The organism is Bacillus sp. MYb209, from assembly GCF_002975175.1.
Taxonomy (GTDB): domain Bacteria; phylum Bacillota; class Bacilli; order Bacillales; family Bacillaceae_G; genus Bacillus_A.
Window position 1 is genome coordinate 351,905 of record NZ_PCNZ01000004.1, and the last position, 21,044, is coordinate 372,948.

The 21,044-nt window shown below is 36.4% G+C and carries 18 protein-coding genes and 1 riboswitch; all 18 genes read right to left on the minus strand.

Annotation, left to right across the window (positions count from 1 at the left end; translation table 11 throughout):
* Positions 1–274: 274 nt before the first annotated feature.
* Positions 275–1,306 carry a recombinase RecA gene (gene recA, locus CQZ94_RS10935; RefSeq protein ID WP_002014599.1) on the minus strand — a complete coding sequence of 344 codons (1,032 nt, stop codon included), beginning with the start codon at positions 1,304–1,306 and terminating at the stop codon, positions 275–277.
* Between the two features lie 144 nt (positions 1,307–1,450).
* Positions 1,451–2,689, minus strand: coding sequence for a competence/damage-inducible protein A (locus tag CQZ94_RS10940; protein WP_105585415.1), 1,239 nt, complete (start codon positions 2,687–2,689; stop codon positions 1,451–1,453).
* Between the two features lie 20 nt (positions 2,690–2,709).
* A complete protein-coding gene (pgsA, locus tag CQZ94_RS10945) occupies positions 2,710–3,288 on the minus strand; it encodes a CDP-diacylglycerol--glycerol-3-phosphate 3-phosphatidyltransferase (protein WP_105585416.1) in 579 nt (192 codons plus the stop codon).
* 63 nt (positions 3,289–3,351) lie between these two features.
* Positions 3,352–4,248: a helix-turn-helix domain-containing protein gene (locus CQZ94_RS10950; RefSeq protein WP_105585417.1), complete on the minus strand. Its 897-nt coding sequence runs from the start codon at positions 4,246–4,248 to the stop codon at positions 3,352–3,354.
* A gap of 21 nt (positions 4,249–4,269) precedes the next feature.
* Positions 4,270–5,055, minus strand: a complete 786-nt coding sequence (locus CQZ94_RS10955; protein WP_000574107.1) for a DUF3388 domain-containing protein — start codon at positions 5,053–5,055, stop codon at positions 4,270–4,272.
* Between the two features lie 139 nt (positions 5,056–5,194).
* The gene (locus tag CQZ94_RS10960) at positions 5,195–5,443 is read right to left on the minus strand and encodes a DUF3243 domain-containing protein (RefSeq protein ID WP_025148368.1); all 249 of its coding nucleotides are present in this window, start codon (positions 5,441–5,443) and stop codon (positions 5,195–5,197) included.
* Between the two features lie 75 nt (positions 5,444–5,518).
* Positions 5,519–6,232 (minus strand): elongation factor P 5-aminopentanone reductase, encoded by a 714-nt coding sequence (ymfI, locus tag CQZ94_RS10965; RefSeq protein ID WP_105585418.1) that lies wholly within the window; start codon positions 6,230–6,232, stop codon positions 5,519–5,521.
* A gap of 116 nt (positions 6,233–6,348) precedes the next feature.
* The gene (gene yfmH / locus CQZ94_RS10970; RefSeq protein WP_105585419.1) at positions 6,349–7,635 is read right to left on the minus strand and encodes an EF-P 5-aminopentanol modification-associated protein YfmH; all 1,287 of its coding nucleotides are present in this window, start codon (positions 7,633–7,635) and stop codon (positions 6,349–6,351) included.
* The gene (gene yfmF, locus CQZ94_RS10975; protein WP_105585420.1) at positions 7,636–8,910 is read right to left on the minus strand and encodes an EF-P 5-aminopentanol modification-associated protein YfmF; all 1,275 of its coding nucleotides are present in this window, start codon (positions 8,908–8,910) and stop codon (positions 7,636–7,638) included.
* 210 nt (positions 8,911–9,120) lie between these two features.
* A complete protein-coding gene (locus tag CQZ94_RS10980) occupies positions 9,121–10,080 on the minus strand; it encodes an ABC transporter permease (RefSeq protein ID WP_000008059.1) in 960 nt (319 codons plus the stop codon).
* Positions 10,081–11,139 (minus strand): ABC transporter permease, encoded by a 1,059-nt coding sequence (locus CQZ94_RS10985; RefSeq protein ID WP_002146122.1) that lies wholly within the window; start codon positions 11,137–11,139, stop codon positions 10,081–10,083. It abuts the gene before it with no gap.
* Entirely contained in the window at positions 11,132–12,664 is a 1,533-nt protein-coding gene (locus tag CQZ94_RS10990; protein ID WP_105585421.1) for an ABC transporter ATP-binding protein, read from the minus strand. Before CQZ94_RS10990 ends, CQZ94_RS10985 begins: the two co-directional genes overlap by 8 nt.
* Positions 12,665–12,772: 108 nt before the next feature.
* Complete coding sequence (locus CQZ94_RS10995; protein ID WP_105585422.1) at positions 12,773–13,849, minus strand: BMP family lipoprotein; 1,077 nt, start codon at positions 13,847–13,849, stop codon at positions 12,773–12,775.
* A 90-nt stretch (positions 13,850–13,939) separates the two neighbouring features.
* Complete coding sequence (locus CQZ94_RS11000) at positions 13,940–14,665, minus strand: GntR family transcriptional regulator (RefSeq protein ID WP_002121705.1); 726 nt, start codon at positions 14,663–14,665, stop codon at positions 13,940–13,942.
* Positions 14,666–14,898: 233 nt separating this feature from the next.
* Positions 14,899–15,000, minus strand: a riboswitch (purine riboswitch).
* Positions 15,001–15,203: 203 nt separating this feature from the next.
* The gene (locus CQZ94_RS11010) at positions 15,204–17,588 is read right to left on the minus strand and encodes a DNA translocase FtsK (RefSeq protein ID WP_105585424.1); all 2,385 of its coding nucleotides are present in this window, start codon (positions 17,586–17,588) and stop codon (positions 15,204–15,206) included.
* 215 nt (positions 17,589–17,803) lie between these two features.
* Positions 17,804–18,007 (minus strand): YlzJ-like family protein, encoded by a 204-nt coding sequence (locus CQZ94_RS11015; RefSeq protein ID WP_105585425.1) that lies wholly within the window; start codon positions 18,005–18,007, stop codon positions 17,804–17,806.
* Positions 18,004–18,753, minus strand: a complete 750-nt coding sequence (gene tepA, locus CQZ94_RS11020) for a translocation-enhancing protein TepA (RefSeq protein WP_105585426.1) — start codon at positions 18,751–18,753, stop codon at positions 18,004–18,006. The genes CQZ94_RS11015 and tepA overlap by 4 nt, the downstream gene beginning before the upstream one ends.
* A gap of 101 nt (positions 18,754–18,854) precedes the next feature.
* A complete protein-coding gene (locus CQZ94_RS11025) occupies positions 18,855–20,525 on the minus strand; it encodes a ribonuclease J (protein WP_105585427.1) in 1,671 nt (556 codons plus the stop codon).
* Positions 20,526–21,044 lie beyond the last annotated feature (519 nt).

Sequence of the window (21,044 nt, forward strand, 5' to 3'; positions counted from 1 at the left end):
TACATTCTCATTGTATCTATCGCAATTTTCATTGTCAAGCGTTGTCTACTTTTACTTTCTTTACCTTCAGCCCTGAATCTTATATGGATTAAAAAAATAGACGGCATATTATCCTGGAAAACCTTAGAAAATCCCAATTCATTCACTTAAAATATATGAATATTCCCCTTTACACATAGCCTTTTGGATAGAATAAATATTTTATCTTCAGCTATATACAACGCTTTCATAGTGGATTAAAAAATAAAAGACACGGGACCGTGTCTTTTATTTTTTAATCTTGACGAGTTGAATCTTCCGTGTCTTCAACACCAGAGTTTTCACCAATTCCGTGATGTTCACGAACAAAGAAGGCAATTTCCTCTCTTAAATCCGTATTCTCTTTTAAGAATTGCTTCGAATTTTCACGACCTTGTCCTAAGCGTTCTTCATTATAAGAGTACCAAGCACCGCTCTTTTGAACGATATCAAGTTCAGAAGCCATATCTAAGATTTCACCTTCTCTTGAAATACCTTCTCCGTACATAATATCAACTTCAGCAACACGGAATGGCGGTGCTACTTTATTTTTAACTACTTTTACTTTCGTTTTATTACCAACGATGTCATTACCTTGCTTTAATTGCTCAGCACGACGTACTTCAAGACGGACAGTTGAATAGAATTTCAATGCACGACCACCTGGAGTTGTTTCTGGGTTCCCGAACATAACCCCAACTTTTTCACGAATTTGGTTGATAAAGATTGCGATTGTTTTTGATTTGTTGATTGCACCTGAAAGTTTACGAAGTGCTTGTGACATTAAACGTGCTTGTAAACCAACGTGAGAGTCACCCATGTCCCCTTCGATCTCAGCTTTCGGTACAAGAGCTGCTACAGAGTCAATTACGATAATATCAACCGCGCCACTTCGTACAAGTGCTTCTGCGATTTCTAGTCCTTGCTCCCCTGTATCAGGCTGTGATAATAGTAATTCATCGATGTTAACACCTAATTTTTGTGCATATACAGGATCCATTGCATGCTCCGCATCAATGAACGCTGCTTGTCCACCTTGACGCTGTACTTCCGCGATTGCGTGTAATGAAACTGTTGTTTTACCTGAACTTTCAGGTCCATAAATTTCAATAACACGGCCACGTGGGTATCCGCCTACCCCTAGTGCCACATCAAGTGCTAAAGAACCACTTGAAATTGTAGAAATTCTACGCTCCGCTTGTTCTCCTAATTTCATAATTGAACCTTTACCGAATTGCTTCTCTATTTGTTTTAACGCCATATCTAATGCCGCTTGACGATCGCTCATTCAAAATTCCTCCTTAACTAAATTGCTAATCTTATTATACCTATTTTCAATTCAATTTGCCAACAAAAATCGAACATTTATTCGATTTTTTTATTTTATATCGAATAAAACTAGGTTTTCCAACAAAAAAAAGCTAGAAGAAATTTATATCTCTTCTAGCTTTTTAAATAAATGATAAAATCCATATTTTGTAGAGCGTTCTCTAATTTGTTGACGACTTCCACTTAAATTAAGCGAGAAGACTACAGCTGGTTCATCTTTAATCACCAATCCAATAAATACTGTTCCTGGTTCTTTCTGCTCTGAAGCATCCGGTCCTGCCACCCCAGTGAAACTAATTCCGATATCTGCTTTTAACAGTTTCTTTACATTTTCAGCAAGATAACGAGCACACTGTTTACTAACCGCGCCGTCAGTACGCAACACTTCTTCAGGTACATGTAAAATTTGTTGCTTCACATCATTTTGATAACAAATGACACCGCCTTTAAATACAGACGAAACACCAGCATTTTCTGTTACTTGATTTCCAAAAAGACCACCTGTTAAACTTTCTGCACACGCTAAAGTTAACCCTTTTTCCTTCAATAGCCTTATTACCTTGTAATGAAGGAAATCTTGGTCATATCCGTAGAAAAATTCTCCTACTCTTTCTAAAATCAAATCTTCCACATGCTGAATCAGTTTCTCCGCCTCATCAGCATCATGATGTTTGGCAGTTAAACGTAATGTCACTTCTCCATCATTTGCAAGTGGTGCAATGGTTGGGTTCGTTTGTCCATCAATTAAATCTTGAACTTTCACCTCTAATTGAGATTCCCCAATACCGAAAAAACGAAGAACACGAGAATAAATATTTTCCCCCGTTGTAAACTTACATAAAAAAGGCTCTACGTAACTTATATACATCGGCTTCATTTCTTTTGGTGGTCCTGGTAATAAAATATAAACTTTTCCGTTCTTATTTAACCCCATACCAGGCGCCATACCGTGATCATTCGCAAATACAGTCGATCCATTTAAAACGAGCGCCTGCTTTTTATTATTCTCTGTAAATTCACGGCCTGTACGCTTAAAATAATCGCTTATCGATGTTAATGCCTTTTCATCATACACAAGCTCTTCATCTAAACTAGACGCTATTGTTTCTTTCGTTAAATCATCTTTTGTCGGTCCTAATCCACCTGTAAAAATGAGCATATCGGCTCGTTCTTCAGCCAATTCAATTGCCTTCTGTAATCGCTTGTTATTATCCCCAACAACAGTATGGTAGTACACGTTAATTCCGATTGAAGCTAACTTTTCAGATAAAAACTGGGCATTTGTATTTGCAATTTGTCCAAGTAATAGTTCCGTTCCAACCGCAATAATTTCAGCATTCATCCCAATTCCCCCATAAACTTCTATTTTGAGTTTACAAAAGCATCTTTATTTTTCCAGAAATAATCCCATCCTGAAATAACGGTAAAGAATAATGCAATCCATATGAAAATATCTGCAACTGGAATATGAAGTAAATTTAACGGTACATCATGTAATAAGTATGCTGCAATCGCAATAATTTGTGTCCATGTCTTAATTTTCCCTAGCTGATTTGCTGCAACTACTTCCCCTGTCCCAGCAAGTACAAGGCGTAAACCTGTTACTGCAAACTCACGGCTTATAATTACAATAACGATCCAAGCAGGTACATATTGCATCTCTACCAACGTGATAAGTGCTGCAGAAACAAGTAATTTATCTGCTAACGGGTCAAGGAATTTCCCTAAATTCGTTACAAGATTATATTTTCTTGCATAATATCCATCAATCCAATCTGTAGCTGAAGCAATTATAAAGATTAGTGCTCCTACTAAATGTTGAATTGGTAAATTGACATCACCAATTGCATATGAGCCCCAGTTAAAGGGCGCTAGCATAATTACCATAAAAATTGGAATTAAGCAGATTCTAGATATTGTAATTTTATTTGGTAAATTCACAGCTATTCCTCCATCATGTCAAAAACATTTGTTCATTGAAAAAAGTCATCGAAGCGATGACTGTTATTGTGCAGGTTGCCCTATCCCTAGATTTTTAATCAAGAATTTCTGATGATAATTCTCTTCCGGATTCAATGGGAATGTAACGACTTGGCCATTCAATTTAAATTCAACATTCGGTGCACTTCCTATATTAAGGTTTACCTCTTTCGCTGTTGATAAATCATATTTTTGGGTCTGGCCTGCCTGTAAAGTACCGCTAAAGATATCATTTCCTGCCTCATTTTTAATACCTACATAACTTGCGTCTTTTGTTGTAATTTCCAATTCTAACGCTTTATTATTATGAATTTCCAAAGTAGATGTTATCTTATCGGTTCCAACTAACTTAATTTCATTCTCACCAGTTGGCTGTCCTTTTTGTTCCTCTTTCTTTGGTTCTTCTTTTTTAGGTTCTTCCGCTTTCACTTCATCTTTCTTCGTATCTAGCGGAGAATCTTTTGCTTTTTGAACCTCAATTTTCTCACTTTGAGCATTTGGAACTTGCCTATCATCTTTTCCAGTTAACGCTTGAATAACAAACCAGACTACCACTCCAAATGCGATTACTAACAACACAATCAAAATTTTCGGCATATGATCTGCAATTGGCCATGATGAAGATTTTTGCATTGTTTCTTGTGTTTTTTGTCCGGTTGATACTTGTGGAACTTCACGATTTTCAGATTGTGGTATCGTACTCTGATATTCTACAAGCAGTTCCTCTCCATTTAATCCAACAGCATCTGCATATTGTTTAATGAATGCACGCGCATAAAAAGCTCCTGGCAACACATCATAATTGCCTTCTTCAATCGCTACTAAATGGCGTTTTTGAATTTTTGTAATCTCATGCAGCTGATCAATAGACAAGCCTTTCGCTTCTCTTGCTTCTGTCAGCTTTTGTCCTAATTCCGTCACTACTAACACCTCAATATTTCTTTAAAAGTCGAACATAGAGAAATTATTTTGCGTACCTTGCTCAATTTCATCTACTAAATTATATTGAATTTCTTCATCATAATCGTTACGCAATTCGATAATATAATCAAAATCATCCAATGTGTATTCTGACTGACTCACAAACACATCCGGATGTTCCACAACTTTCGTTGCAGGCAATCTCATGATTTCACGAACGAGCTGCCAGTGTCTTTCATTGGCACGCTTTGTCGACACAATTCCATCTAGTATGAAAATATTATCGTCGCTATACTCATCTTCAATCAATTGGCTACGAACAGTTTGCTTAATGAGAGTAGATGATACGAATAACCATCTCTTATTTGCACAAACACTTGCGGCAACAATAGATTCTGTTTTTCCGACACGAGGCATTCCTCGTATCCCAATTAATTTATGACCTTCTTTTTTCATTATCTCCGCCATAAAGTCTACAAGTAATCCTAGTTCATCACGCACAAATCGAAATGTTTTCTTATCATCTGCATCTCGTTGTATGTACCTACCATGTCTAACTGCTAGCTTATCTCTAAGCTTTGGTGGACGATATTTCGTTACCGTTATATTATCCATCGTATTTAAAATTGATTCAAGTCTAGAGATTTGTTCTTGATTATCACACATAAGCAAAAGTCCACGTCGTGCATTATCTACACCATTAATTGTGACAATATTGATGCCAAGCATACCGATTAGCGAAGAAACGTCACCAAGTAAGCCAGGTCGGTTTTTATGTATTTCATATTCAAAATACCATTCAATCATCCAAAATCACTCCCCCACGCTTACTTTACACCTACGTACTATATTATATGATTTCACCTTAATAGGGAAGCTAAATGTATAATCTATTCCTCCTAATTATTATACAAAAAAAGTAGAGAGGATCTTCTCCTCTCTACTTTTACTTATGTTGTACAAACTTCACCATTAAATTTGCGATTGTATGTTGCTCTTGTTCATCAGCAACTTTCCAAAGCTCAGCTAATAATTTTTCTTGATCATTGCGAGCTTCCACTTCATTAGCTAGATAATCTCCCACACGAAATGCCATATCTGATACTGCACCACCATCAAGCCCTTTTCCCTCTGCTTGCTCTAAACGTTCTCCTAAAAAGCTCTTCCACTGATCAAAGTTTTCTAACACTGTCATGTTTAAGCACCTCACTATTTAGTAATAGAATCATGCTTAATTTGTACAATTTCTTGTTTTTTATGTAAGAATTTTTTAGCAATGCCAACCGCCATTCACTCCGATAATTTGCCCCGTAATATAAGAAGCTCCCGGTGAAACAAGGAAGGAGACTGTTTTTGCTACCTCTTCGGGTAGTCCTATTCTACCTAATGGAATATCTTCAGCAATTTCATTTTTATCATCTTCTGAAAATACATTTAACATTTCTGTTTCGATTGCACCTGGCGCTACCGCATTAACGCGCAATCCACTTAAAGAAACTTCTTTCGCTAAAGCCTTCACATAGGAATTTTGTGCACCTTTTACCATTGAGTACAGCACCTCACAAGATGCTCCTATTTGCCCCCATATGGATGAAATAATGACAACATTACCACTTCTCCGCCCAATCATCGGTGGAAGCGCCATCGATAAAAGTCTATATACACTCTTCACTTGAAGCTCCACCATATAATCTAATTCTTCATTCGTAACATCTGTTACTAATCCAAAGATACTCTTTCCAGCTGCGTATACAATAACATCAATAGGATGTTCGATTTGTCCCCACAATTCCTCCGCTCCATCGATAGAAGCTAAATTTGCTTGCACAGGAATCACTGCATCAAATTCCTTTTGTAACTCCCTTACCTTGTCTTCGCTTTTATTGTAATGAATATAGACTGTATAACCATCCTCGATTAACTGCTTCGAAATAGCAGAGCCAATCCCTCCGCTTCCTCCAGTTACTAATGCATACTTTTTCATAAATTCCCTCTCTTATCTTTTATGTATAAATAAATAATACCCTCATCTTACCATTTGGCAATAACCAAACGTTAGATGAGGGATATAGATACTGCGTTTTTTATTCACATATTACTTCACTTTTTTGGTAACACTTGGCAGACACTCATTTTCTCTTCAATTAATAATGTTTTTGCTGCTTGTTGTAGGTCTTGAACAGTTAATCCTTCTAACACTGTAAGAGCATCAAATAAACTAGATTCATTAAACGCATATCGTGTAAACTGATTTGCAATATATTCAGGTGAATTCAACGATCGTAAAAATCCACCAATTTTCTTTTTCTTCACCCGTTCCAGCGCCTTCTCATCTAACTGATCATAATTCGTTTGTAGTAAAATCCCTTTTAATCGCTCTGCCAATTCATCAGGGTGCTTCGTATCTCCACCAACCATTGCAAAACCGAAGTTATTTTCTTCTGTATAGTCATACGAGAATGAATCATCAATAAGACCTTCATTATATAAAGATTCGTAATGAACTGACCCTTTTCCAAATAAATAATCTAAAAGTAATGTAAGCGCAATTTCTTGTTTTAACAGGGCTTTCCCTTTTTCTTTTAAATTCGTTGCCTTAATACCAACTAAACATTTTGGAGTTTGAACAGGCATTGAAATAATCTTTTTCTTTTCATTTACTTCTTCTGGTTCCTCTTCAAAAGAGCGAACGATTTCCGATTGATTTTCGTAATCTTTTTTCGCTTGATTTTCACGAACTAAATCCATTGTTTTTTCAGGATCAATCGCTCCAACAACAAATAATAACATGTTGCTCGGATGGTAAAAAGTCTCATAACATTCATACAGTAGGTCTTTTGTAATTTTACTAATAGACTCAATCGTCCCGGCAATATCAATTTTAATTGGATGTTTCACAAACAAACTATCGATTAACCCAAAGTATAAACGCCAGTCTGGGTTATCTTGGTACATTTGAATTTCTTGACCGATAATACCTTTTTCTTTTTCAACCGTTTTTTCAGAGAAATACGGTTCTTGTACAAAGTCTAACAACGTATTTAAATTTCTCTCTACATTTGATGTACAGGAAAAGAGATAAGCGGTTCTTGTAAAAGATGTAAAAGCGTTCGCTGAAGCACCTTGTTTACTAAACAATTGAAAAGCGTCATGGTCCTCTTTTTCAAACAATTTATGCTCAAGGAAATGAGCAATTCCATCTGGGACACGAGTCATGTCTTCTTTTCCAAGCGGAACAAATGTATTATCAACAGAACCGTACTTCGTCGTAAATGTTGCAAATGTTTTGTTGAAGCCTTGTTTCGGTAAGATATATACGTCTAATCCATTCGGAAGTTTTTCATAATATAGCGTCTCTTTTAATTGCTCATACACAATTTTCTCCATTTATTCTCCCTCCGTTCCATGTAAAAAGTAAATTGTATCCAGTTCAATATTATTAGCAACTTTCACAATCTCTTCTTTCGTCACGCTTTCTATGCCCGTTAGCCATTCTTCAACTGGACGCGTACGCTCCGAGATTACCCCGTGATAAAGCATTTCAACAAAACCACGTGGTGTATCAATTGCCTCTAAGATTTGATTTTGAATTACACTTTTCGTTTGCTGAATCTCTTCCTCTGAAAAATCACCACTTTGCATTGCTTTCATCTGTTCTTTAATAATTTCAACAGCCTTTTCAAAGTTCTTCGCTTCAATCCCAGACATAACGAAGAGCAAACCTTTATGACTTTCAAATCTCGATGCTGCATAGTACGCTAAACTATTTTTTTCACGGACATTTACGAATAACTTCGAATGAGAAAACCCTCCAAATAATCCGTTAAACAATTGTAATGCAAAATAATCTTCATCTTTATACGTAATGAATGTGCGATAGCCGATATTTAATTTACTTTGCTTTAGTTCTTGTTTTTCAACAATTTCTTTTTCTTCATTATTTCGTTTATGAAGAAGTACATTTCTTTCTTTCACAACACGAGGTGAAATCGAAAAATACTTATTTACAAGCTCCACGGCATCTTCTGAAATGTCACCAATGATGTATAAATCCATTTCATCTTCAGCTAACACTTTTTGATAATATTGATACAAACTTTCATTTGTAATAGAAGCAACACTTTCTTTTTTCCCATTTGCACTTAAGCGATATGGTTCTACTTTGCACATTTCTTCAATTAAACGCTCGTTTGCATAACGCATTTTATCATCATAAGTAGCTTCAATTCGTTGCAAGAGTGCTCGTTTCTCACTTTCTACAATAGAAGATAGAAAACCGTCCCCTTCTGTTGCTGGATTTAAAACAATATCAGATAACATAGAAAGCGCTTTTTCAAATAACGGTGGTGCATCGCGTAAATACGTTTCATTTGCAATGTCTACATAAATAGAGATGATATGGTCTTCCCCTTTTTTACTTACATCTACCGCTAAAGAAGATCCATATAATTCTTCTAAATATTGACGAAGACGAATTACAGAAGGCAGTTTTTCTGTCGCACTTTGCAATACGTATGGCAATAAGGCACGCTCTGTCACCGTCTCCTCATTTAAAGGTGCTTTAAAACGAAATACAAAGGTATTTGTTTTATATTTATCAGTCGGAATAATATGTACTCGCAAGCCACCTAATTCATGTAGTTGCTGTTCCATTAGTTTCATTAATAGCCCTCCTTTACGTATGTAGGAATATTCCTCTTCAATATACAGTTTTTAGAAATAAAAAATCAACTTTTCTTCCTTATTATGCTTACATTTGAGTCTTTCTAAAAACTTTAATATGTAAGGAACATAGTAAAATTCCGTATTAAATATATTCTATGTAAAAAAGCCCGCACTAATGTGCGAGCTTTTCTTATACTTTCTAAATACTCATCGTTTTCCTTTTTCATAAGGCGTTCCTAATGCTTTCGGAGCCTCAGATCGGCCTACAAAACCAACAAGTGCTAATATTGTAAATACATACGGTAATATCGTTAAGAATACACTTGGAATTTCTTTTAATACAGGAATTGTACCACCTGTTATCCCAAGTGATTGAGCAAATCCGAAGAACAGCGCTGCTCCAAGAGCACCAAGTGGATTCCATTTACCAAAGATCATAGCTGCTAGCGCTAAGAAACCTTGTCCAGTAATTGTAGCACCTGAGAAGTTACCAGAAATCGACATTGCAAAGACCGCACCACCCACTCCTGCAAACATTCCAGATATACAAACTGCAATATAACGCATTTTATATACATTAATCCCCATCGTATCTGCGGCCATTGGATGTTCACCAACAGCACGAAGACGAAGACCGAATGGTGTTTTATAAATAATGTACCAGACAACAAAAGCTAAAATAATAGCAATATACGATGTTAACGGTACATTTGAGAAAAAGATTTTCCCGATTACCGGAATATCCGAAAGTCCTGGAACATCGATTTTTTCAATTCGGTATTGAATAAAATCAGTCTGTCCTTTACCAAAGATTTTCTTAATCGCAAATACTGTTAAACCGAGAGCCAAAAAGTTAATCGCTACCCCGCTTACTACTTGATCCGCGCGGAATGTAATGGATGCTACTGCGTGAAGAAGTGCAAATAACCCACTACCAATAGCTGCAAATAATAGTGCAATCCAAGGAGTCATCGCTCCCCACGTATCACCCATTAATAACGTTGTAACGATACCAGTAAATGCACCAAATAACATTAAACCTTCTAATGCTATATTTACAACCCCAGAACGTTCACTGAACACTCCACCTAACGCCGTAAAAATAAGTGGCGCTGCCGTATATAACGTACCAGTCACAAGAATGGCTAAAATATCTATAAAGCTCATTTATTTCCCCTCCTTGCTCATGCGTGTAAGTGCCCAACGTAAAACATAACTGCAAGCAACAAAGAAAATAATACATGCGATAATAACATTAATTAACTCAGAAGGTACATCTGCTTCAAAATTCATTTGCGGTGCTGCACTTTTCAAACCACCGAACAGTAAAGCCGATAATAATATACCAAACGGATTATTTCCTCCAAGAAGAGCTACCGCAATCCCATCGAATCCAATACCAGTAAACGATGTCATTGCCGTCATACTTTGGAATGTTCCTAGACCTTCCATTGCCCCACCAATTCCAGCAAAAGCACCAGCAATTGTCATTGATAATACAACATTACGAGAGACTTTCATCCCTGCATATTGCGATGCATTTTGGTTAAAACCAACCGATTTCAACTCATATCCTAACGTAGTCCTATCTAATAAGAACCACATTACAATAGCAATTAAAATAGCTACAACAATTCCCCAGTGCAAACGAGATCCATCTGTCAATGAAGATAGCCAATCAGAAGCTAATGAAGCACTCGCTTGTACATCATAAGATTTCTCATTACCTTCATGTATAAAACGTTTAATAAGATCATACGTAACATAAAGTGCAATGTAGTTCATCATAATTGTGACAATTACTTCATTTACTTTAAGCTTTCCTTTTAAATATCCAGGTATAAACCCCCATAAACCACCGGCAATCGCGGCTACTAAAATAGATAACGGAATATGCAAAAATGCTGGTAACGATACTGCATATCCAAACCAGACAGCGGCAAGCCATCCAACTAATAATTGTCCTTCTACCCCAATGTTAAAAAGACCTGTACGAAACGCAAATGCAACAGACAGACCAGCTAACACAAGTGGAATCATCGTACGTAGCGTCTCACCGATAGCCTGCGGATTTCCAACCATTCCTTCCCAAAGCGCTGCATACCCAACAATTGGATCATATCCACTAACTAACATTACAATGGCACCAACAAGTAAACCAAAAATAACGGATAATACAGGAACTAAAATGTTAATTGTTCGCTCCGTTAAAAATTTTTTAGCCATTTGTATTCACCTTCTCTTTCTCCGTTCCGCCAGCCATCAACAAACCAAGCTGTTGTTCATTTGTTTCTTTCGCATCGACAATTGCTACAATTTCCCCTTCATATATAACAGCAACTCGATCACTTACATTTAAAATTTCATCCAGTTCTAGCGATAGAAGTAATACTGCTTTCCCATTATCTCTCTGCTCGATTAATTTTTTATGAATAAATTCAATCGCACCTACATCTAAACCACGTGTTGGCTGTGCTGCAATTAATAAATCTGGATTACGATCTACTTCACGTGCAATGATAGCTTTCTGCTGATTTCCACCTGATAGAGCACGCGCTAATGTTTGTTCACTAGGTGTACGTACATCAAACTGTTCAATAAGCGCCTTTGCTTTCTCTGTGATTTTGCTAAAATTTAAAATCCCCTTCTTTGAAAATGGATTTTTATAGTATGTTTGCAAAACTATATTGTCTTTAACAGAAAAATCAAGAACTAGCCCGTGTTTATGACGGTCTTCTGGAATATGACCAATTCCTTCCTCTGTAATTCTTCGAACAGGCCAATTCGTTATTTCTTTTCCTTTAATTGCAATAGAACCTGACTCAACTTTTCGTAAACCAGTAATCGCCTCTATTAATTCACTTTGTCCATTTCCATCAATCCCTGCAATCCCCACAATTTCTCCTGCACGAACAGTTAAGTCAAGGCCTTTTACAGCAGGTAATTGGCGTGCATCATGAACGACAAGATTCGCAACAGACAGAACCTCTTCTTTCGGTTTGGCCTCTATTTTTTCTGTTTTAAAATTCACTTGACGTCCGACCATTAATTCTGCAAGTTTATGTTCATCCATTTTCGCAACGTCAACTGTACCAATCCCTTTACCTTTACGAATAATTGTACAACGATCGCAAACTTCCATAATTTCTTTCAACTTATGTGTAATAAGAACGATTGATTTCCCTTCTTTTACAAGTTTTTTCATAATTTGAATCAATTCATTAATTTCTTGAGGGGTTAACACCGCAGTAGGTTCATCAAATATTAAAATCTCCGCACCGCGATAAAGTGTCTTTAATATTTCAACCCTTTGCTGCATCCCAACCGAAATATCTTCAATCTTTGCATATGGATCAACAGCTAAACCGTACTGTTCAGATAATTGTTTAATTTCTTTTGCAGCCTCTTCAACAGCGATTTTCCCTTTTCTCTTCGGCTCATTTCCAAGAATAATATTCTCTGTAACTGTAAAATTATGAACAAGCATAAAATGCTGATGGACCATCCCAATTCCAAGGTCATTTGCTATATTCGGATTTGTAATTTTTACAGGTTTCCCTTTAATTTTAATCTCTCCCTGTTCTGGTTGATACAAACCGAACAGTACATTCATTAGCGTTGATTTCCCTGCACCATTTTCTCCAAGTAAAGCATGTATTTCTCCCTGTTTTACTTGCAGCGTAATATCATCATTCGCCACAATGCCTGGGAATACTTTTGTAATATTGTTCATCTCAATTACGTATTCCATTTTGTTCCTCCTTCTAGCAGGGAACACTCCCCAATTACACTCTATTAAAAGTAATTTTATATATACAAAGGTTAGTTCTAAGAACTAACCTTTGCTATTTCTCTATCATTATTTCTTTAGAGAAGCTTCATATGCTTTATATTCTTCGTCAGTTGCAGGTACTTTAATTTCACCAGCAGTGATTTTCTTCTCAAATTCTTCTACTTTTGTTAAAATTTCTGGGTTTACTTTTTTCACATTGTCAGTTGTTTTCGCAATACCGACACCTTCATCTTTTAAGCCAAACTCTTCTACTTTACCGCCTTTTAACTTACCATCTTTCGCTTCTTGTGCCACTTTTGCAACTGCAATATCAACACGTTTTACCATTGAAGTTAAAGTTACGTTTTCAGGCATACCTTCTTGGTTTTGGTCACGGTCAACACCGATTACCCAAACGTTTTCACCTTTTTTCTTGCGGTTTTTCGCTTCTGTGAATACACCGTTACCAGTTGCACCTGAAGCGTGATAAATTACGTCAACACCTTGACCGTACATTGCTGAAGCTAATACAGATCCTTTTTCTGGCTTATCAAACGCATCAGCATATTGCGATACAATTTCGATATTTGGATTTACTGCTTTTGCACCAGCTTTAAAACCTGATTCAAATTTTGTAATTAATGGACTCTTCACACCACCAACAAAACCTACTTTATTTGATTTTGTTGTCATTGCTGCTACAGCCCCAACTAGGAATGAACCTTCATGGTCTTTAAATGTAATACTTGTTACGTTTGGCTTATCCACAACTGTATCTACAATCGCAAACTGTTCTTTCGGATACTGTTCAGCTACTTTTGTAATTGATTTTTCCATTAAGTAACCAATACCAAATGTTGTGTTATAATTATCTTTCGCAAATTTCGTTAAATTCGGAATATAGTCTGCATCTTTACTTGATTGAAGATAACGGTATCCTTCATTTTTCTTTAAATTGTTGTCTTTACCGAATTTTGTTAAACCTTCCCAAGCTGATTGGTTAAATGATTTGTCATCAACGCCCCCAACATCTGTAACCATACCAACCTTAAACTCTTTATCCCCTTTTTTGTCACTATCCGCTTTATCCGAGTTACCACATGCACCTAACACTGTACTTGCTGCTAACGTTAACGATAATAAAAGACCTGTTTTTTTCTTCATACTAGAAACCCCTCCTGAAATGTTTTGTCTAATGATTCATACGCTGCTGTCCCTTACTTCTTGCTGTCACCTCCCTAAAAAGGAACTTCCCTACATACGTTTTCTTAATACGTGGAAGCTAAACTTATCAGCTCTAAAGTAATTAATAGAATATAAGATTGGCTCATCATTTTGATCATAGTGCATTTGTTTTAAAACTAGCAGTGCCGTTTCAGGTTCACATTCTAAAATCGGTGAAATTTTCGGGTGATAACCAATCGGTTCAATGTGAGCAACTGCGTATGTGATACGCTTGTGCGTATTATTATGTATTACTGTAAGCAGCGATTCCTCATTGTATCCCGATAAATCTGGTAATATCTCTTTTGCCAGTTTATCAATGCAATATACAACTGGTTCCCCATCCGCTGTACGAACACGTTCAATCATTACTGCGCTAAAACCATCTTCACAATTAAATTTCTCTTTTTCTTCTTCTGTTAAAGTTGTTGTAGATGATGATAAAAAGATTGTTCCTGGTGTTTTCCCCACACTAGAAATCATATCTGTAATACTAGAAAGTTGCTCTATTCCAGAAGAAAATAACGGCTTCGCATTTACAAATGTCCCTACACCATGTCTACGAATAACAACATTTTCTTCTTCTAAAATACGTAGTGCTTCCCTTAAAGTTGCCCTACTTACACCAAGTTCTTTCGCTAGATCAAACTCTGAAGGTAACTTTTGTTTTTCTTTGTAAGCCCCATCTTTAATTTTCCCTTTGATGTGATCAATCACCCGTAAATATAGATGACGACTATCGGATTTTACTGACATAAGACTCCCCCGCATTTCAATTATTCGACCTCTGATGTAAGACTTCTTTTCTCTTTTTTCAACTTACAACATAGTATAAATTACTAAATACTAAAAATAAGCGTAATTATCGAATAAATATTAATAATTTTTCAAGATGAAATTTTCACTCTTTATTCCATAAAAAAAACTTTGCACCATAAACATTTCTCATATAGAGAAAAAGTTCGGCACAAAGATTCCTTACATCCTTTGTTACACACTTTTCCCCTCATAGTCTAGCAATTCATGGTTGCCAGGTAGAAACTTATGGACCTTATCTCCAAGATTATATGAGGCAGTGATTCTTTTCGAAGTAATCTTACCACTTGCTCCCATATGTGTCAACAGAATTCAACATTTTTCTACATTAAATATCGAACGTTTCGAAAGCCAAAACGATAAGCATTCGTATTCTAAAGGACCCTTAAAGATGTAAGCCCTTTCTTCGTCAGTGACTATAGTATATAACAAAAACAGCATATAAAAAAGCCTAATTGTAAAAACAATTAGGCTTTTTTTAAGAACTTTTTTCTTGCACATCTTTAATAAGTACTCCCCTTGGTTTACTACCTTCATAAGGGCCTACTACACCATTCATTTCCATGGCATCAATTAAACGAGCTGCTCGCGTATATCCTACTCTAAATCTACGTTGTAACATAGAAACAGATGCTGTTTGCATTTCTACTACAAGCTGAACCGCTTCATCGTATAATTCATCTTCTACTTCCTGCTTTGTTTCAGGAACATCTTGTGGAATCATATCCTCTTGATATTGCGCTTTTTGCTGCGCAATAACAGATTCTACGACTCTCTCAACTTCATCATCTGATAAAAACGCCCCTTGTACACGAACAGGTTTCGATGCACCAATTGGTATGAACAACATATCTCCACGACCTAGCAACTTCTCTGCACCACCACCGTCAAGAATCGTTCGAGAGTCTATTTGGGAAGATACAGCAAATGCAATACGCGATGGAATATTCGCTTTAATAACACCCGTGATAACATCAACTGACGGGCGCTGAGTCGCAATAATTAAATGAATACCAGCAGCACGTGCCATTTGCGCTAAACGCATAATCGCATCTTCTACATCCGAAGAAGCAACCATCATTAAATCAGCTAACTCGTCCACAATTACTACAATATATGGTAATTCAGGTTGTTTCGCTTCCGATTGGCTATTATGTTCTTTAATATAATCGTTATACCCTTCAATGTTACGCGTACCGCTATGCGCGAATAATTCATAACGACGCTCCATTTCGCTCACAACTTTCTTCAAAGCCTGTGACGCTTTTTTCGGATCAGTTACAACTGGTGTTAATAAGTGCGGAACACCGTTATATACATTTAACTCTACCATTTTCGGATCAATCATCATTAATTTTACTTCATGCGGTTTCGCACGCATTAAAATACTTACAATAATTCCATTAATACATACACTCTTCCCACTACCAGTCGCACCAGCTACTAATAAATGGGGCATTTTATTTAAACGTGCCAATACAGCCTCTCCTGTAATATCACGTCCAAGACCGATTAATAACTTCTCTTCTGGGTGGTTATTCGCCTTTGAATCAAGAACTTCTCTCAGCGTTACTATAGAAACTTCTGAATTCGGAACCTCAATCCCTACAGCTGATTTCCCGGGAATAGGTGCTTCAATACGAATGTCTTTCGCTGCTAAAGCAAGCGCTAAATCATCACTTAAACTAACAATTTTACTTACCTTTACTCCCATATCAGGATACACTTCATACTTCGTAACTGCAGGACCTCTATGTACTTTTGTTACTTTCGCTTTCACACCAAAACTTTGGAATGTACGTTCCAATTTACGAGCATTTTCATAAATTTCCGCATTTTCATTTGTAACTTGCTTATTTTGGGGAAACTTTAATATATCAAGCGAAGGAAGCTTATAATCTTTATTTTCCACATTAGAAAATTGCATAGGAGGTGCTTTCGTTTCACCTTCTAGCGATTCAACGATTTTTTCTCCTCGTTTCTTTTGAGGTTGTTCTTCTGGCGTAGGTGGAACTGCCTCTTCAATAAACGGAGGAGTGATTAAATCATTTTCTTCTATCTGCTTTTCCGTCTCTTCACTTACTGGATAATTCTCAGTAAAATTTGAAATAATTGGTGGACCAATTTCTATTTCTTCTACTGGCTCAATAGCTTCTTCTTGTTCAGCAACACGTTCACGCCTCTTGCTTCTTGTTGTTTTTTTCTTTTCAGTTTGCTCGGCGACCCTTTGAGATTTCCAATCTTTATAATCCCCTTGCATTACTTGAAATTGACTTCTAAGAATTCTCCCTACCGGAGCAAGTACTTCTCCAATATGCTTATTTGTTATACAAAGTATTCCAAGAATAACTAAAATAATTCCAATGATATATGCCCCTACTTCGTCAAATAAGAAGTAGCACGTTGCGAACATCAGTGCGCCGAACATACCACCACCTAAATGAACACTATCCGGGCCCCTTTTCATTTCAAGGAAGAAGTAATCTTTTGTACTAACAATTACAGAAGTATTTTGCACAGCTCCATCTTTCGTAAGAAGGTTAAATAATGTAATATGACTAAACATTAATATTGCTAGTACAATTAAATAAACACCTATTAGCCGTTTATTTAAAAGATTCGGCCATCCCCGCTTTATTACAAACGCAACAGATAAAGCTATTACACCTAACACACCAATTATGTACCACTCACCAAAGAAGAAGCGAAAAAATAACACAAACGATTTTCCTACAACACCTAGCTGTAAAATCGTAATAATCGAAAGTGCAAAAAGAGTCAACCCGACGATTTCATAATACAAAGTTGGCTTTATCGTACGTCTTGCCTTAGCCTTCGTCCCTCTTTGCTTTTGTTTTGCCATTTCTTCACCTCGTGTTCTAAAAATTAAGTACAACTTTCTTATAAAAAAAGCTCTACTTATATGTCTTTCTCTCTATTTTTCAGGTCTTTATATCTTCTATTTTTACACTTCTTGTAAAATGTTAAATAAACAGAAGAAAGCAGCCTACTCATGGCTGCTCAACCGTCTTGTTTTTTATATTATACCATAGCTCCTAAACAAAATCCTTCTTTTTACTAAAAGGTAATTTTCTGTCCAGGCTCAAACTCTAGGTAGTGAGACGGATTCGTACCTAATACACGTACAATAGAGTAACATTGATTATCCTCCTCAGAGACCACTAATTCCACGCCGTTTATATTCACAACTTTTTGGCTTTCACATTGTGAATAATCGGCCGGATACACAAGTTGCTCTGGCATAATTGTATATAAAATCATTGTAACATTGTCCCTTCTGTATAATTGTCCGTGCGTTCATCAATTAATTCGTTTAATTTTCGAAGTGCGTTACCAATACCACCGACATCATCTATAAGACCATACTTCACTGCATCTCCACCTATTACATTCGTCCCAATATCTCGCGTCAAATTCCCTTTTGCAAACATAAGCTCTTTAAAACGATCTTCCGTTACTTTCGAATGCTTTGTCACAAATCGAATGACTCTTTCTTGCATTTTATCCAAATACTCAAATGTTTGTGGCACACCTATAACAAGACCTGTTAAACGAATCGGATGAATTGTCATCGTCGCTGTTTCGGCAATAAATGAATAATCAGTTGAGACCGCAATCGGTACACCGATCGAATGCCCTCCTCCTAAAACAAGAGATACAGTTGGTTTTGAAAGCGAAGCCACCATTTCAGAAATTGCTAATCCGGCTTCAACGTCACCTCCAACTGTATTTAATATTAACAGTAAACCTTCAATTTTTGGATTTTGTTCAATCGCGACAATTTGCGGAATGATGTGCTCATATTTTGTTGTTTTATTTTGTGGTGGTAACTGAATATGACCTTCCACCTGCCCAACAATCGTTAAGCAATGAATACGCGATTCATTCATCTGTGGTACATTCGTTTGACCAAGTTGTTGAATTTTCTCCACTATAGAAGCCTCTTTTGGAACTTCTTTCGGCTCAGCTTCTTTTGCTTCATTTGTATAACGATCACGTTCTGTCATATCGCATCCCCTTTCACTCGTATATAACTATTATTTCTTAAGTTATGAATTTCATTCGATAGGTTAAAAAAGAAAAAGATCACCTGTAAAGGTGACCTTCTTTATACTTCCATAATAATCGGTAAAATCATTGGCTTTCTCTTCGTTTCTTCGTACAAGAACTGCCCTAATAATTCACGAATATTTTGTTTCAACATAGACCATTCAATTGTATACTCTTTAATTGATTGTTCAACAATCATACGTACAATATCTGTGGATCGTTCGATTAATGCTTCTGATTCACGAACATATACAAAGCCGCGTGAAATAATTTCTGGACCAGAGATTATTTTATTTTCATCCTTACCTAGTGTTACAACAACAACTAAAATTCCATCTTGAGATAACATCTTTCTATCTCGAAGAACGATGTTACCCACGTCACCTACACCTAATCCATCAATTAAAACATTGCCAGCTTGCACTTTACCAGCTAATTTTGCTTCATCGTCACCAAAAGCAATTACATCACCTTTTTCTACGATAAAGATATTCTCTCTCGTAATACCTACATCTTCCGCTAAATATGCATGTGCTTTTTGCATACGGAACTCACCATGTACGGGTACAAAATACTTCGGCTTCATTAAATTTATCATCAGCTTTAATTCTTCTTGGCTACCGTGACCTGAAACGTGAACTTTTCTTTCACCGTAATAAATAACCTCAGCCCCAGATCTAAATAACAAGTCAATAATTTTTGATACAGATATTTCATTTCCTGGAATTGGAGAAGCTGCAATAATAACAGTATCACCTTTACGAATTGAAATTTGTTTATGAGCTTGCTTCGCCATTCTAGAAAGGGCTGCCATTGGTTCCCCTTGACTACCAGTCGTTAAAATAGCTACCTTTTTTTCCGGGAAATTGTCTATTTCTTGTAATGAAATAACCATACCTTCTGGAACATCTAAATAACCAAGACGTCTTGCAATATCTACCACTTTCACCATGCTACGTCCTACTACCGCTACCTTCCTTCCAGTTTCAGCAGCTGCATCAAACACTTGTTGAATACGATGTACATTGGAGGCAAATGAAGCAACAATAATACGTCCTTCTGAACTATAGAATACTTTAGAAATCTCTATACCAACTTCTTTTTCCGAACCTGTATAACCAGGACGTTCAGCGTTTGTACTATCAGATAACAAGCAAAGTACGCCTTCATTTCCAATTTGCGCCATTTTCCCAAGATCTGCTCCACTATTTCCGATTGGAGTTTGATCAAATTTAAAGTCTCCTGTATATACTACAGCACCTTTTGATGTATGGAAACAAACACCCACAGAATCCGGAATACTATGTGTCGTTCCGAAGAATGACACAGTTGTTGAATTAAACTCTACTGTTGAATTCGAGTCAATTGTTTTTAAGTCTATACGGCCTAACATTCCTGCTTCGCCAAGCTTTTCTTGTATAAGTCCTACCGTTAATTTCGTCGCATATACTGGAATAGATAATTTACGAAGCACATAAACAATTCCACCAATATGATCTTCATGACCATGGGTAATAAATAGTCCTTTTACTCGCTCTTGATTTTCTACTAAATATGTAATGTCAGGAATAACAATATCAATCCCAAACATTTCATCTCCCGGGAACATCAATCCTGCATCTACAATAAAGATTTCAGAATCAATTTCAACACAGTACATGTTTTTTCCGATTTCACCTACTCCGCCAAGAGCAAATACTTTAACAGACTCATTCTCTTTTCTCTTCATGTTGTTGCCTGGTTTAAAAATCTTGCAAACACTGATTTCACTAAAATTGCAGAGACACCAGGGGAAACTCTGCAACCACCATATATTCACCGTCCAAGACGAATGTCCTTACCGTTATGCGATATCATGTTCTTTTTTATTTTTTAAACCAGGTTTCACCTCTCTTTCATTATATAAATCAAATATCTTATTCGATATGATATAAAAATTTCATTGAATCATAATTTTTTCCAATTTTGCTAAGCATACCCGTACTAAGCTACTTAGCCATATTATAACTGATACAAGAAATAGAACACAAGTTAAATTATGCGAAAGACAGGAGAAGACGCTAAAGTGAGGCTGTAATTTTCGGGGGGTATCTTCATATCATACTCACTATTTTTCCTACGTAATAGGAGTTTAATGGAAAAATATGCATGCAAGTTCTTTACATAAACATGAAACGATATTCACTAAAAACCTTATCTCTGTAATCAGTTTCTAACTAATCCTACACTCTGCCATCCCCTTCTTATT

Excerpts from the sequence above, each read along its gene's own strand:
- recA (WP_002014599.1), bottom strand. The coding sequence starts at position 1,306 with ATGAGCGATCGTCAAGCGGCATTAGATATGGCGTTAAAACAAATAGAG.
- CQZ94_RS10940 (WP_105585415.1), bottom strand. The coding sequence starts at position 2,689 with ATGAATGCTGAAATTATTGCGGTTGGAACGGAACTATTACTTGGACAA.
- CQZ94_RS10955 (WP_000574107.1), bottom strand. The coding sequence starts at position 5,055 with ATGATTGAATGGTATTTTGAATATGAAATACATAAAAACCGACCTGGC.
- CQZ94_RS10960 (WP_025148368.1), bottom strand. The coding sequence starts at position 5,443 with ATGACAGTGTTAGAAAACTTTGATCAGTGGAAGAGCTTTTTAGGAGAA.
- ymfI (WP_105585418.1), bottom strand. The coding sequence starts at position 6,232 with ATGAAAAAGTATGCATTAGTAACTGGAGGAAGCGGAGGGATTGGCTCT.
- yfmH (WP_105585419.1), bottom strand. The coding sequence starts at position 7,635 with ATGGAGAAAATTGTGTATGAGCAATTAAAAGAGACGCTATATTATGAA.
- yfmF (WP_105585420.1), bottom strand. The coding sequence starts at position 8,910 with ATGAAACTAATGGAACAGCAACTACATGAATTAGGTGGCTTGCGAGTA.
- CQZ94_RS10980 (WP_000008059.1), bottom strand. The coding sequence starts at position 10,080 with ATGAGCTTTATAGATATTTTAGCCATTCTTGTGACTGGTACGTTATAT.
- CQZ94_RS10985 (WP_002146122.1), bottom strand. The coding sequence starts at position 11,139 with ATGGCTAAAAAATTTTTAACGGAGCGAACAATTAACATTTTAGTTCCT.
- CQZ94_RS10990 (WP_105585421.1), bottom strand. The coding sequence starts at position 12,664 with ATGGAATACGTAATTGAGATGAACAATATTACAAAAGTATTCCCAGGC.
- CQZ94_RS10995 (WP_105585422.1), bottom strand. The coding sequence starts at position 13,849 with ATGAAGAAAAAAACAGGTCTTTTATTATCGTTAACGTTAGCAGCAAGT.
- CQZ94_RS11000 (WP_002121705.1), bottom strand. The coding sequence starts at position 14,665 with ATGTCAGTAAAATCCGATAGTCGTCATCTATATTTACGGGTGATTGAT.
- CQZ94_RS11010 (WP_105585424.1), bottom strand. The coding sequence starts at position 17,588 with ATGGCAAAACAAAAGCAAAGAGGGACGAAGGCTAAGGCAAGACGTACG.
- CQZ94_RS11015 (WP_105585425.1), bottom strand. The coding sequence starts at position 18,007 with ATGATTTTATATACAATTATGCCAGAGCAACTTGTGTATCCGGCCGAT.
- tepA (WP_105585426.1), bottom strand. The coding sequence starts at position 18,753 with ATGACAGAACGTGATCGTTATACAAATGAAGCAAAAGAAGCTGAGCCG.
- CQZ94_RS11025 (WP_105585427.1), bottom strand. The coding sequence starts at position 20,525 with ATGAAGAGAAAAGAGAATGAGTCTGTTAAAGTATTTGCTCTTGGCGGA.